This is a genomic window from Streptomyces durmitorensis (genome assembly GCF_023498005.1).
GTDB classification, from domain to species: Bacteria; Actinomycetota; Actinomycetes; order Streptomycetales; family Streptomycetaceae; genus Streptomyces; species Streptomyces durmitorensis.
Genome location: NZ_CP097289.1, coordinates 2,581,728 through 2,595,515 on the forward strand (window position 1 = coordinate 2,581,728; position 13,788 = coordinate 2,595,515).

The window sequence follows — 13,788 nt, forward strand, 5'->3', positions numbered from 1 at the left end:
CCACAGGCCCCGTAGACCCCACAGACCCCTTGGGGGAACTGAAATCCCGAAATGCACGTCTTTTCACCTGGAGCACCCAAGGGCCGGACGTCCCGGACATGCCCGACCGTCGACCCTGTCGACATAGCGCTTAAGATTCGTACGGTTGAAAGCAGGACCTCCTGCTGCCCTGAACGGACCCGCCTTGCACGAACCTCCTGCCCCCGCCTCGTGGCGCATCGCGCTGCCGCACACCGCTGCGGCCGTACCGATCGCCCGTGCGCTGGTGCGTACCGCGCTCACGGAGATCGAGTCGCCCGCCGACAGCGACACCGCTGAGCTGCTTACGGCCGAGCTGGTGGCGAACGCGGTGGAGCACACCTCGGGGCTCGACCCGATAGAGCTCGTCATCGAGCTCCTGCCGACCGGCTGCCAGGTCGAGGTCCACGACTCGAACCCGCTGCCGCCCGGCGACCTCACCGACCCGTCACCGCTCGGTGAGCCGGACCCCTGGCAGGAGCACGGGCGCGGCCTGCTCCTGATCCGCACCCTCAGCTCGTCCTGCGGTCACCGCCCCACCGAGTCAGGGAAGGCCGTGTGGTTCACGCTCCCTGCGCACCTCGGTCCGGACTCGGGCTGCGCCTGAGCCGGACGGCCACCACATCGCCGACGCGCCGCACGGCCGCCGGGTCGAGGAGGGCCAGCGCGGGCAGGGCCCGCCACCAGTCGTCCCGGACGAGCAGCGCACGGATCAGGCGTTCGCCCTCCGCGCGATCCCTGACCCGGCAAGGGCCCGCATGGGCGTCGAGGAGCAGCAGCCGCCGCAGGTCGGACTCGGTGCTCCGGCGCCGTGGACGGGGCAGGGAGCACCACTCGCGACCGCCGTCCAGGGCCGCCAGAGCGGCGACGCCGATGTGCATTCCCCGGTAGGGCTCGGGCAGCGTGCCGCCACCGGCCGGGATGCCCATCAGCAGGGCGGTCGTCGACCAGAGGGCATCCGCCCGCCGGTCGGGCGAGTCTCCGATCATGGTGTCCTGCCACCGCCATTCCCGGAGGCGCGCGGCGGCCTCGTCGGCGTCGACCCTGGAGAGCGCGAGTACGGCCGACGCTCTCTCGAACGGGTCACGCAGCCAGCTCAGGCGCGGCTGGAGGAAATTGGCGCCGGCCCGGCGCCCGGCCAGACCCCGCACCCGGCCGGTGATCCAGGCACGCACCGCATCCGGCTGGCCCCAGAGCGTGGCCGCGAGCGCCGCCCACCACGCGTCGGACATGTCGGGGGTCGCGGGGTCCTGGTAGCCGTCCTCGTCGTGTGCCTTCGCCCGTGCCAGCGCAGCGCACTCCGCCCGGCGTGGATCCCCGCCCGGCAGGAGCCTCGTCAGCGCGGCGAATCCAGCCGCGGCCTCCCGGATCGGATCGTCCCTGGCGACCTCGATCGCACGGTCGATTCCATCGACCAGGGCGACGACCTCCAGGTCGTCGGCCAACAGCCCCGGACTCCCCGCCCGTTCGAACTGTGGCTTCACCTCATGGAAGACGCGCGTCGCCTCCGCACGGCCCTCCGCCCGGTACAGCGCGGTCCGGGCCCAGCCGTCCGAAAGCTCCGGCGCGTGCCGGGCCAACTGCCCGGCCCGGTCCGCCGACCCCGCTGCCACCAGGGCCTCGGACAGCACACCGAGCACGGGCGTCAGCGCCGAGCGGCCGCCCTCGGGGCTCTTGCGGGACTCGTCCGCGAGGAGCCGCGCCACGGTCGCGGCGTCCGAGGGCGCCTCGGCGGCGCGGCTCAGGGCGAAGGCCGCGGCCACCTCCGCCCTGTCGCGCGCGGGAGACTCGGCGGTGATTTCGCGTGCCTCGTCGTGCCTGCCGACCGCCACGAGCCGCTCCGCCACGCAGACCCGGACCTCAGCGCTCCCGGGCATCCCGAACGCCGGCAGGGTGATCTCCTCACCGCGCTCGGCCGCCGCACAGAACGCGAACACTCCCTCGTCCGCCTCCCCTGTGGCCAGCCGTGCGTGAAGCAGGGCTTCCCGCGTGTCCACGGGGAGGGAATCCGTGTCGTCCGAGATCTCGAAGCCGCGGACCGTCGCACGCAGCCAGCCCTTGGCGCGCTCTCCCCAGATGCGGCGGCGCTCGGCGCGCAGCTTCCCGCGGTCCGCTAGGCGTGCTGCACGCTCCGGTTCCACGCGCCCCGTCAGCACCGCCAGGCAGGCCAGGGTCAGTGCGGAGCGCCGTGGCGGAATCCGCTCGGCGAGGCGTGCCAGCCGCTCGGCACGCTCCGGGTCATCGTCGCGGACGAGCAGGCTCGCGCAGGCGAGCAGCATGGTCCGGGCCGGTTGTCGGGGCGTGGTGGCCGCCAACTCCTCTGCCGCGTCGGCCAGTTCACCCGGGGCGCCCGCCCCACCGGCGACCGACCGCTCCGCCAGCTTCCGCAGGATCGTGGCCCGCTCCCAGGCGTACGGAGCACGCAGCGCCTCCGCGAGCGCGCCCCGCACCTCCCCCACCCGCACCAGCGCGATCACCCGGTCCGCACAGAACTCGGCGTGGTGATACGCCGCCACGGAGTCCTCCCCGTCGGCGAAGCCGGAGGGCACCCAGGCGTCGGTCTCGGCGGCCACGCGCCGGGCGAGCCGTGGGTCCGCCGCGGCGACGCCCGCCGCCATCCGTGCCATCGCTCGCGCCCGGTCCCACGGATCGAGCAGCGTCCTGGCGATCCCCTCCGCCTGCGCGCTCAGCCCGAGCGCCGCCCAGACGGCGGGCAGCCCGACGGGAAGACCGGCGTTCCTGTGCACCAACTCATCGGCGACGAGCGACAGTTCACCGACGATCCCCAGGTCACCCTGGGGCGACCTGGCCAGCTGTCTGCGGGCCGCCGCGATCTCCGCCTGGGCGACGGCGTCGCTCCCGGTGACGGCGAGCAGCCTTGCCTGGCGGCGCCCGTCGGTGATGGTGGCCAGATATCTGTCCGGGTCGCCCGCGCCCGCGAGCAACCGCCCGTACGTGTGCAGCAGGTAGCCGGGGGTGTTCTCGGGCCAGCCCTGATCGCGGTAGCCGTCGGCCCAGGCGTGGATGCGGGCGCGGTACTCCGCGACGCTCTGCCCCAGCGCCTGCCCGGCCTGTTCGCGCAGCGTCTCGTGCGCGAACAGATAGCCCTGCTCCTCGGTCAGGTCCCAGCGGGTGCGGGTCTCCAGACTGCGGCCGAGCACGCTGGTGAGCCGCGTGTTCAGCTGGAAAGGCATCATGCCCGTCAGCTCCACGAGATCCCGGGCTGTGAGTCCGCCCTGGGCCGCCGTGAGCAGTCCGAGCAGATCCACCTGTGCCTGGTCGCCGCGGAGCGCCTCGTACAGTTCGCGCCTGGCCTCGTCCTGGATGTGCCGCGCGAAGTCGTTCCTTTCCAGCTGCCGCCGGGGGCAGTGACGCAGGGGGTGGTCGGCCGGCACGTCCAGCGGCACACCGGGGTGCGGGCGGCTGGTGACCAGGACGCGGACGTTGGCGGGCGGGCGGGGCGGCAGCAGGGCGGCGATGCTCGGCCGTGCGCTGTCGGGCCCGGCGGCGCGGTCCTCGTCCAGGCCGTCGACGACGAGGAGCAGCGTCTCCCCCTGCTCCGCGAGGCGCTCGGCGGCCCGGTCGAACAGGAGCCTGCGCAGGGCGTCGCGGCCGACCGCGGCGGCCTCGATGCCCGCGAGGGGGGCCAGTTGGGCGATCAGGCCGTCGGTGAAAGCGTCGCTGTCGGCCTGCTCGGCCCAGCGCGCCGTGACGAAGAAGGACACGGGGCGGACCCCGGCCGGCGGGTTCAGGACGAACGTCGAGGCGAGTGCCGTCTTGCCGCTCCAGGGCAGCGCCTGCCACCACTGGTAGCGCTCGTCGCCCGCGCAGAAGGTGACGAGTTCCTCGATCTCACCCTCACGGCCGACCAGTTCGGGCGGCGCGATGTCCCGCACCTGCCGCAGTTGGGCCACCTGGGCCACCTCGCCCCGGCCGGGAGGGATGACGTCGGGCAGGTCGCCGGGACCTATCCAGAGGTCCAACACGCTCTGGACCGCATCGAGTTCGGCCTTGGACAAGCGCGCGTGCCAGCGGTCGATCCGCAGCACGGCGAGGGTGCCGAGGCCGTCCGAGCGGTGGTGCCTGCCGACGATGCCGATCAGCCGGCCGCCGCTGAGGACGGGCGCTCCGGACATGCCCTCCCAGGGCGAGCGCAGCGGGTCGGGGTCGTACTCGGGCGGCGGCACGTGCAGTTCGAGCGTGCCCTCGCGCCGATTGGAGAGCACGGGCACGGAGCCCTCCGCGTGCCGGGTGTCGCGGTAGGCCAGGGCGCCGCCGCCCGTGTCGGCGCGCAGCTTGAACCGGGGGAAGCCCAGAGTCGTGCACCGCAGGACGGCGTCACGCTCGCCCACGCGCCCGAGGAGGACCGGCCCGTCCACCTTCTCCTGCGGCACGGACAGGAGCGCCCCGTCGACCTCCGCGTGCGACCAGACGACGTCTGCCCGGTGGGTCCGCTCGCCGGGACGGTCGGCGTCGAAGCGCACCTCCACGCGCGCGGCGTCGTGCACGACGTGCTCGGCCGTGAGCACGAGGCCGTCGCGTACGAGGTAGCCGGAGCCGCGGCGCTTCTCGCCGCGGCCCGGCGTCACGATGATCTCGGCGGCCCGCCCGATGTCCAGGCCCCGCGTGCGCACGGCTCCCCCGCCCCGGTCAGCGCTCGCCGTCCGCTTCCCGGCCCGATATCTCGGGCCGCCCGGGCTGTCCGTCGATCTTCGGGTGCAGGGTCAGAGTGATGCGGTGCGTGTCGCTCCGGGCCACTTTCCCCTCGGCGTTCGCGTCGACCACCCAGAAGCGGACCTTGGCGCCCGCGCCGCCCGACCGCTCCACGGTGAAGGACGCCTCCACCTCGACCGGGCCCAGCTCGAAGCGCAGGCGCTCTCCGGCGCCCGCCCTCATCGCCTCGTCCAGCTCACGCCTCAACTCGCCCACTACTTCGGAGAGTTCAATCACGGCCGCCCCCTCGCCCCCGAGCCCTGTCGGTCAAGCGTACTGGGCAAGTCCGGGCGATGAGCGGGCAATCGACAGGTCAGGATGCGGAGTTCATCCGGGACCGGCTGCGGCCGTAGAACGTGTAGACGAGCGTGCCCACGACCAGGAACACCGCGAACTGCACCCACGTCGTCCAGCCCGTTCCCCAGATCAGGTAGAGGCAGAAACCCACGCCCAGGACCGGGGTCACGGGGTAGAGCGGCACCCGGAAACTGCGCTTCAGCTCCGGGGCCGAGCGGCGCAGTGCGAGCACCGCGACGTTCACAGCGACCATGATCGCCAGCGTGCCGATCGTCGTCAGGTTGACCACCACGTCGAGCGACGAGAAGGCGGCGGGGACGGCGAAGACCGCGGCGACGATCCAGGTGTTGGCGACCGGCGTCGAGGTCTTCGGCGAGACGCGCTCGAAGACGCGCGGGATGAGCCCGTCGCGGGACATCGACATCAGGATGCGGGTCTGCCCGTACATCACGGCGAGCACGACGGAGGCGATGGCCACGACCGCGCCGAAGGCGATGATGCCGCCGCCGACGGTCGAGTCGGTGACCTGGTTGACGACCAGCGAGAGCGCGGCGGGCTTGTCGGCGACCGCGTCCGCGCCCAGTGCGCCGATCGCTCCGAGGGCGACGGCGACGTACAGGAGCGTGGCGACGCCGATGCAGATCAGGATGGCGATCGGGATGTTCCGGCGGGGGTTCTTGACCTCTTCGCCCGCCGTGGTGATCGCGTCGAAGCCGATGAAGGAGAAGAAGGCGAGCGAGGCGCCCGCGGTGATCCCGGAGGCTCCGGCGCCCGCGAAGGGGGTGAGGTTGCCGGCCTTGAACGCGGTGAACGCGATGGCCAGGAAGAGCAGCAGGATGCCGATCTTGAGGACGGCCATGGCGGCCGTCGCCCGCGCGCTCTCGCGGATGCCGCGCACGAGCAGCACCGCGGCAAGGAGGATCACGACGACGGCGGGCAGGTTCACCACGCCGCCCTCGCCGGGCCCCGCGGAGAGCGCGTCGGGCAGGTGCCAGCCGGTGAGGCTTTCGAGCAGCTCGTTCAGGTACTGGCTCCAGCCGACCGCCACGGCGGAGACGGAGACGCCGTACTCCAGGAGCAGGCACCACCCGACGAGGAACGCGGTGCGCTCGCCGAGCGAGGCGTACGCGAAGGAGTACGAGCTGCCGGAGACCGGGATCGCCCCGCCCAGCTCGGCGAACGAGAAGGCGGTGAAGATGCAGGTGACGGCGGCCAGGAAGTACGAGACGGCGACCGCGGGGCCCGCCTCGGCGACGCTGTCGGAGAGGCCGACGAAGATGCCGGTGCCGACGATCGCGCCGACGCCGAAGCAGACCAGCTGGAACAGGCCCATGGTGCGCTTCAGGCCGTGGCCTTCGAGGTCGGCGCCCGATTCGGCGACGAGGAGTTCGGGGGACTTGATGCGGAGTCCTGCCGGACCGGTCGAGCGCATGCGGTGGTTCTCATTTCGGTGGTGCTGGGGCGCGGCGGGGGTGTGCCGCAAAAAAGCGGGGCCGGGGGATGGTGTTCCCCGGCCCTACCGGTGTGAGCGTGCTGTAAAGCGTTCAGGGGTCAGGGGTCAGGGGTCAGGCGAGCGTGGCGACGAGGATCGCCTTGATCGTGTGGAGCCGGTTCTCCGCCTCGTCGAAGACGACGGAGTGCGCCGACTCGAAGACCTCGTCGGTGACCTCGAGAGAGCTTAGACCGTGCCGCGCGTGGATCTCACGCCCGACCTTCGTGCCCAGGTCGTGGAAGGCCGGGAGGCAGTGCAGGAACTTCACGTCGGCGTTGCCCGTCGCGCGCAGGACGTCCATGGTCACGGCATACGGCGCGAGCGCCGCTATGCGCTCGTCCCAGACCTCCTTGGGCTCGCCCATGGAGACCCAGACGTCGGTCACGACGAAGTCGGCGCCCGCCACGCCCTCGGCCACGTCCTCGCTGAGCGTGATCCGCGCACCGCTGGTCTCGGCGAGCTCGCGGGCCCGGGCGACGATCGCGTCGGCGGGCCAGTAGGCCTTCGGCGCGACGATGCGTACGTCCATGCCGAGCAGCGCGGCGGTGATCAGGTACGAGTTGCCCATGTTGAACCGGGCGTCGCCGAGGTAGGCGAAGGCCATCTCGGTGAGGGGCTTGGTGCTGTGCTCGGTCATCGTGAGCACGTCGGCGAGCATCTGGGTGGGGTGCCAGTCGTCGGTCAGGCCGTTGTAGACGGGCACGCCCGCGTGGGCGGCGAGCTCCTCGACCGTCGCCTGGGCGTCGCCCCGGAACTCGATGGCGTCGAACATCCGGCCGAGCACCCGGGCGGTGTCCTTCGGGGACTCCTTGGAGCCGATGTGGGATCCGGCCGGGTCGATGTACGTCGTCGACGCACCCTGGTCCGCCGCCGCGACCTCGAAGGAGCAGCGCGTGCGCGTGGAGGACTTCTCGAAGATCAGCACGATGTTCTTGCCCCGCAGCGACTGCGTCTCGGTGCCCGCCTTCTTGGCCGCCTTCAGCTCGGCGGCGAGCTCGATCAGGCCGCGGAACTCCTCGGCGGTGAAGTCCAGCTCCTTGAGGAAGTGGCGGCCGGTGAGATCGATGGCCATGATGGCGCTCCAGAGGCGTGTACGGGGACTAGGAATACTGGAAGTCTATACGACGCTCCACATTTCTATTCAGTCGACGGCATCCCGCTGCACCGGACAGCTCATGCACCGCGGACCGCCCCGGCCGCGCCCCAGCTCGCTCCCGCGGATCTCGATCACCTCGATGCCCTCCTTGCGCAGATGCGTGTTCGTGGTCGAGTTCCTTTCGTACGCCACGACGACGCCCGGCTCGACCGCCAGCACGTTGCAGCCGTCGTCCCACTGCTCGCGCTCGGCGGCGTGCACGTCCTGCGTGGCGGTGAGGACCCTGATCCCGTTCAGGCCGAGGGCCGCCGCGATCGCCCGGTGCATGTGCTCGGGCGGATGGTCGGTGACCTTCAGCTCCCGCCCGTCCACGCCCGGCTCGATCGTGTACGAACGGAGCATGCCGAGGCCCGCGTACTGCGTGAAGGTGTCGGCGTCGACCATCGTCATGACCGTGTCGAGATGCATGAACGCGCGTCTCTTCGGCATGTCCAGGGCCACGATCGTCTGCGCGGAACCCGCCGCGAAGAGCTTGTGCGCGAGCATCTCGACGGCCTGCGGCGTGGTGCGCTCGCTCATGCCGATGAGGACCGCGCCCCGGCCGATCACCAGGACGTCGCCGCCCTCGATGGTCGAGGGGTAGTCCGACTGACCCTGGGACCAGACGTGGAATTCCTCGGCCCGGAAGAGCGGGTGGTGCCGGTAGATCGCCTCGAAGTGCACGGTCTCGCGCTGCCGCGCGGGCCAGCGCATCGCGTTGATGGAGACACCGTCGTATATCCACGCCGAGGTGTCGCGCGTGAAGAGGTGGTTGGGCAGCGGGCCGAGCAGGAAGTCGTCCAGGTCCATGCAGTGGAAGCGCACGGACGTCGGCTCGGGGTGGTGCTCCAGGAACTCGCGCTTCGTCATCCCGCCGATCAGCGCGTCGGCGAGCTCGGCGGACGGCATCGTCTCGAACGCGGCCCGCAGATGGTCCGTCGCCAGCGGCCCGTACTCCTTCTCGTCGAAGACGCGGTCCAGGACGAGGAGGCGCGCGCCCGGCACGTCCATGGCCTCGGTGAGCAGGTCGCCGAAGAGGTGGACGGCCACCCCGCGGTCGCGCAGCACATCGGCGAATCCGTCGTGTTCCTGGCGGGCCCGGCGGACCCACAGGACGTCGTCGAAGAGCAGCGCGTCCTTGTTGGTCGGCGTGAGCCGCTTGAGCTCCAGATCAGGGCGGTGCAGGATCACGCGGCGCAGCCGCCCGGCCTCGGAGTCGACATGGAATCCCATGGAGTCCATCTTTCCCCTGCCGGGCGGCCGACGCCCGCTGTTGCCCAAAGCAGTGGGCCCTGCCTAGAGCCGCGGGTCCACCGGCTCCGACTCCAGGGCCAGGACCGCGAACACCGCCTCGTGGACCCGCCACAGCGGCTCGCCCGCCGCGAGACGGTCCAGGGCCTCGAGGCCGAGCGCGTACTCACGGATCGCGAGCGAGCGCTTGTGGCCCAGGAAGCGGCCGCGCAGCTTGTCGAGGTGGTCGGGGCGGGTGTACTCCGGGCCGTAGATGATCCGGAGGTACTCCCGTCCGCGGCACTTGATGCCGGGCTGCACGATCCGGCCCTTCGTGTCGCGGACCAGCGCCTCGACCGGCTTGACGACCATGCCCTCGCCGCCCCGGTTGGTCATCTCGAGCCACCAGTCGACGCCTGCCTGGACCGAGGCCTCGTCACCGGTCTCGACATACAGCCTGCGGGTGGTCTGCAACAGGCCGGTGCCGTCGTGCTCCACCATGCGGTCGATCAGGGCGAGCTGTTCGTCGTGCGGGAGCGCGGCGAGGCTGCGGCCCTGGACGGCCAGGATCTGGAACGGCGCGAGGCGCACGCCCTCAAGGCCTTCGGTCGGCCAGCAGTAGCGGCGGTAGGCATCCGTGAACGCCGCCGCGTCCACGGCGCGTTCGCGCTGCTTGGCCAGGAGCCCTCCGGTGTCCACGCCGCGTGCCGTCGCCGCTTCCAGGGCGGCGATCGCGCCGGGGAAGACGGCTCGGGAGGCGGCGCCCACGGCCGCGTACTGCGTACGGAGCAGGCCGGACGCCTTCAGCGACCAGGGCATCAACTCCGCGTCCAGCAACAGCCAGTCCGTGTCGAGCTCCTGCCACAGGCCCGCCTCGGTGACGGCGGTGCGCACGCGGTCGAGTATCTCCTCGGTGACCTCGGGGTCGTCGAAGAAAGGGCGCCCCGTACGGGTGCAGAGCGAGCCGGTCGGCCCGTCCACGCCGAAGCGCTCGCGGGCCACGTCCGCGTCGCGGCACACCAGGGCCACCGCGCGCGAGCCCATGTGCTTCTCCTCGCACACGACCCGGGCGACACCGTCCTGGGCGTACGACGCGAAGGCCTCGGCCGGGTGCTCCAAGTACCCCTCGCGCTGCGAGGTCGCGGTCGGCGCCATCGTCGGCGGGAGGTACGGAAGGAGCCGCGGGTCGACGGCGAAGCGGCTCATGACCTCAAGGGCCGCGGCCGCGTTCTCCTCGCGCACGGCGACGCGTCCCGCGTGCCCGGTCTCCACGGCGCGGCGGCCGTGCACGTCGTTCAGGTCGAGCGGCCGCCCGTCGTGACCGCCGGGCGCCTCCGTGCGCAGCGGCCTGGCCGGTTCGTACCAGACCTGCTCCGCCGGTACGTCGACGAGCTCGCGCTCCGGCCAGCGCAGCGCGGTGAGCCTGCCGCCGAAGACGGCGCCGGTGTCCAGGCAGATGGTGTTGTTCAGCCAGCTCGCGGTGGGCACGGGCGTGTGGCCGTAGACCACGGCGGCGCTGCCGCGGTAGTCCTCCGCCCAGGGGTAGCGAACGGGCAGGCCGAACTCGTCGGTCTCACCGGTCGTGTCGCCGTACAGCGCGTGCGAGCGGACGCGGCCCGACGTACGCCCGTGGTACTTCTCGGGCAGACCCGCGTGGCAGACGACGAGCCTGCCGCCGTCGAGCACATAGTGCGAGACGAGACCGTCCACGAACTCCCGCACGGTGGCGCGGAATTCCTCGCTCTCCGCCTCCAGCTGCTCGATCGTCTCGGCGAGCCCGTGGGTGTGCTGGACGTTGCGGCCCTTGAGGTAGCGGCCGAGCTTGTTCTCGTGATTGCCCGGTACGCACAGGGCGTTGCCGTCGCCGACCATCGACATCACGCGGCGCAGCACGCCCGGGGAGTCCGGGCCGCGGTCGACGAGGTCGCCCACGAAGACGGCCGTACGCCCTTCGGGGTGCACGCCGTCGACGTAACCGAGCTTGCCGAGCAGGGTGTCCAGCTCGGCGGCGCAGCCGTGGATGTCGCCGATGATGTCGAAGGGGCCCGTGAGGTGCGAGAGGTCGTTGTAGCGCTTCTCGGTGACGATGGTGGCGCCGTCGATCTCCTCCACGCCCTTGAGGACGTGGACCTTCCTGAACCCCTCGCGCTCCAGGTGCTTGAGCGAGCGGCGCAGTTCCCGCTGGTGGCGCTGGATGACGCGGCGGGGCAGGCCGGCCCGGTCGGCGCGCTCGGCGTTGCGTGCGGCGCAGACCTCCTCGGGCACGTCGAGGACGATGGCGATGGGCAGCACGTCATGCTGCCTGGCCAACTCGATCAGCTGCTTGCGGCTCTCGCTCTGCACGTTGGTCGCGTCGACGACGGTGCGGCGGCCCGCGGCGAGGCGCTTGCCCGCGATGTAGTGCAGCACGTCGAAGGCGTCACCGCTCGCGCCCTGGTCGTTCTCGTCGTCGGCGACGAGGCCGCGGCAGAAGTCGCTGGAGAGCACCTCGGTGGGCTTGAAGTGCCTGCGGCCGAAGGTGGACTTGCCGGAGCCGGTGGCGCCGACGAGGACGACGAGGGAGAGGTCGGTGACGGGCAGCACGCGTCCGCGGGGGCGCACGTCACCCTCCGGCCCGCTCGCGCGGTCGTACTCGGTGGGCTCGGTGCGCTCGGTGTGCTCGGTGTTCGGGTCGTTCTTCGTCATGCCGCCTTCACTCCCTTCGTCTTCTCGTCGTTGCCGTTCTGCGTGAACACGGCCATCTGGGTCGGCGGCCCCACCTCGGGGTCGTCCTCCCCGACGGGCACGAACTCCACGTCATAGCCGTGCCGTTCGGCCACCTGGCGGGCCCAGCCGCGAAACTCCTCGCGCGTCCACTCGAACCGGTGGTCGCCGTGCCGGACGTGCCCGGCGGGGAGCGTCTCCCAGCGGACGTTGTACTCGACGTTCGGCGTCGTCACGAGCACGGTGCGCGGCCGCGCCGAGCCGAACACCGCGTACTCCAGGGCGGGCAGCCGCTCCTCGTCGAGGTGCTCGATGACCTCGCTGAGCACGGCGGCGTCGTACCCCTTGAGCCGCTTGTCGGTGTACGCGAGCGAGCCCTGGAAGAGCTTGACGCGGTCGGCCTGCCGCTCGCCCATGCGGTCGAGCTTCAGCCGCCGCGAGGCGATGGTCAGCGCCCGCATCGACACGTCGACACCGGCTATCTCGGTGAACCGCGTGTCCTTGAGCAGCGCCTGCACCAACTGGCCCTGGCCGCACCCGAGATCGAGCACGCGCCCGGCCCCGGCCCCGGTCAGCGCCGCGAGGATCGCCTCACGCCGCAGCACGGCGAGCGGCACGGGCCTGTCCGGGCCCTCCTCGGATTCGGCGTCATCGCTCTCCTCGCCGACCGCGTTGTCGATGGCGTCGACATCCGTGTCGTCCGCGTCGGCGAGCCGCACCAGTTCGAGCCGCTGCATGGCCTCCTGGGTCAGCGACCAGCGCCGCGCGAGATAGCGGCTGGTGATGAGCTTCTGCTCCGGGTGGTCCGCGAGCCAGCCCTCACCGGCGCGCAGCAGCTTGTCGACCTCGTCCGGCGAGACCCAGTAGTGCTTGGCGTCGTCGAGCACGGGGAGCAGGACATAGAGGTGCCGGAGCGCCTCGCCCAGGGTCAACTTCCCGTCCGGCACGTCGAGTACGAGATGGACGTACCGCGAGTCACCCCATTCCGGGAACCGCTCGTCCAGCGGGATCCGTGTCACCGTGGCCGTCCAGCCCAGCGGCTCGAACAGCTGGCGCACCAGATCGGCGCCGCCGCGCGCGGGCAGCGCGGGCACCTCGATCCGCAGCGGCAGCGGCTGCCCGGCCCGCTCGGGCCGCGCGTTGCACACCCCGCGCATCGCGCTGGAGAACACCGCGCTCAGCGCCACGGCGAGCAGTGACGACGCCGCGTAGGGCCGGTCGTTCACGTACTGCGCGAGGGCCGCGTCGGGCGCACCGCCCCGCCCCTTGCCCTTGCCCCGCTTCACCAGCGCCACGGGATCCACCTCGAGCAGCAGCGCGGCGGTGCAGCGCTCCACGGACGCCTCGGGGTAGAGGACGTGCGCGGTGCCGTAGGAGGTGGAGAACGCCTGCGCCTTCTCGGGATGCTTGTGCAGCAGGAACCCGAGGTCGGTCGCGGGGTTCTCAGGGGTACCGGAGGTACTGATCGTCAGGAACACGGGTATGCCTCGAAACGCAATCTGAACTGCGGAAACTTACGGTTGCGGCTCCAGCGCGCCTCTAGACCGTACAGCGAACATCACGGACGCACTCAGGGATTTTTCCGCTCCCCCGAGGCCCCTCGTGCCCTCCCTCAGCCCTCCACCCAGCCGTGGCTCCTGCCGTGCTGCACCAGGTGTTCGCGGAGCTGCGTGATCTGCTCACCGGTCATCCACCCGGCCGCGGCGAGCAGCAGCTCGGTCACCTCGAACGAGTACTCCGCGACGCTGAGCACATCGCAGGTGGGCTCCTCGCCGTCGTCGAACCCGGCGGCGGACGCCTGGATCGACGGCGGCATCTGGGCCCGTCCCGCGAACGGCGATGCCGTCGGCGCCTGCGCCCCCTGGGGAAGACGGACGGACGACGCCTTGGGTCCGCGCTCGCCCTCCTCGATCTCGAACTCGACCCGCGCGCCCGTGTGCACCAAGGGCTCCGGGATCAGCAGATCGTTGGCGTGCAGGAACACGTCTTCCCCACCGGTCTCCGGGGCGATGAATCCATAACCCCGCGCGCCGTCGAACCGCACAACCCTGCCAGCGACCATCTCGACCCCAACCCCAACACCGTCTCCGGGCCCCTCGCCCGGACAGCCAGTGCCGAAGCCTAACCTCCGGACCCGGGCGTCGTGGGGGTGAGCCGCTGATCGCATCCCGCGGGCGGGCACCGGCAACACGGCCGGTGC

9 protein-coding genes are annotated in these 13,788 nt (G+C 71.7%); 1 reads left to right on the plus strand and 8 read right to left on the minus strand.

Annotated elements, in window-relative coordinates:
* The first annotated feature begins 169 nt into the window (after nucleotides 1-169).
* Entirely contained in the window at nucleotides 170-625 is a 456-nt protein-coding gene (locus tag M4V62_RS11650) for an ATP-binding protein (protein ID WP_249592792.1), read from the plus strand.
* Here the strand turns inward: M4V62_RS11650 and M4V62_RS11655 are convergent.
* From M4V62_RS11655 to M4V62_RS11690, 8 genes are all read right to left on the minus strand, one after another.
* Nucleotides 582-4,652: a trypsin-like peptidase domain-containing protein gene (locus M4V62_RS11655; RefSeq protein WP_249587185.1), complete on the minus strand. Its 4,071-nt coding sequence runs from the start codon at nucleotides 4,650-4,652 to the stop codon at nucleotides 582-584. The two genes, M4V62_RS11650 and M4V62_RS11655, sit on opposite strands and share 44 nt — an antisense overlap.
* Before the next feature lie 16 nt (nucleotides 4,653-4,668).
* A complete protein-coding gene (locus M4V62_RS11660; protein ID WP_249587186.1) occupies nucleotides 4,669-4,968 on the minus strand; it encodes a trypco2 family protein in 300 nt (99 codons plus the stop codon).
* A gap of 76 nt (nucleotides 4,969-5,044) precedes the next feature.
* On the minus strand, nucleotides 5,045-6,460 hold the full coding sequence (locus M4V62_RS11665) for an amino acid permease (RefSeq protein WP_249587187.1): 1,416 nt from the start codon (nucleotides 6,458-6,460) through the stop codon (nucleotides 5,045-5,047).
* A 133-nt stretch (nucleotides 6,461-6,593) separates the two neighbouring features.
* The gene (gene argF / locus M4V62_RS11670; RefSeq protein WP_249587188.1) at nucleotides 6,594-7,592 is read right to left on the minus strand and encodes an ornithine carbamoyltransferase; all 999 of its coding nucleotides are present in this window, start codon (nucleotides 7,590-7,592) and stop codon (nucleotides 6,594-6,596) included.
* Nucleotides 7,593-7,661: 69 nt separating this feature from the next.
* Entirely contained in the window at nucleotides 7,662-8,888 is a 1,227-nt protein-coding gene (locus M4V62_RS11675; RefSeq protein ID WP_249587189.1) for an arginine deiminase, read from the minus strand.
* A gap of 63 nt (nucleotides 8,889-8,951) precedes the next feature.
* A complete protein-coding gene (locus tag M4V62_RS11680; RefSeq protein WP_249587190.1) occupies nucleotides 8,952-11,570 on the minus strand; it encodes a polynucleotide kinase-phosphatase in 2,619 nt (872 codons plus the stop codon).
* Nucleotides 11,567-13,066 carry a 3' terminal RNA ribose 2'-O-methyltransferase Hen1 gene (locus tag M4V62_RS11685; RefSeq protein WP_249587191.1) on the minus strand — a complete coding sequence of 500 codons (1,500 nt, stop codon included), beginning with the start codon at nucleotides 13,064-13,066 and terminating at the stop codon, nucleotides 11,567-11,569. Before M4V62_RS11685 ends, M4V62_RS11680 begins: the two co-directional genes overlap by 4 nt.
* 134 nt (nucleotides 13,067-13,200) lie before the next feature.
* Entirely contained in the window at nucleotides 13,201-13,650 is a 450-nt protein-coding gene (locus M4V62_RS11690; RefSeq protein WP_249587192.1) for a cold-shock protein, read from the minus strand.
* Between the last annotated feature and the right edge of the window lie 138 nt (nucleotides 13,651-13,788).

Excerpts from the sequence above, each read along its gene's own strand:
- M4V62_RS11665 (WP_249587187.1), bottom strand. The coding sequence starts at position 6,460 with ATGCGCTCGACCGGTCCGGCAGGACTCCGCATCAAGTCCCCCGAACTC.
- argF (WP_249587188.1), bottom strand. The coding sequence starts at position 7,592 with ATGGCCATCGATCTCACCGGCCGCCACTTCCTCAAGGAGCTGGACTTC.
- M4V62_RS11675 (WP_249587189.1), bottom strand. The coding sequence starts at position 8,888 with ATGGGATTCCATGTCGACTCCGAGGCCGGGCGGCTGCGCCGCGTGATC.
- M4V62_RS11680 (WP_249587190.1), bottom strand. The coding sequence starts at position 11,570 with ATGACGAAGAACGACCCGAACACCGAGCACACCGAGCGCACCGAGCCC.
- M4V62_RS11690 (WP_249587192.1), bottom strand. The coding sequence starts at position 13,650 with ATGGTCGCTGGCAGGGTTGTGCGGTTCGACGGCGCGCGGGGTTATGGA.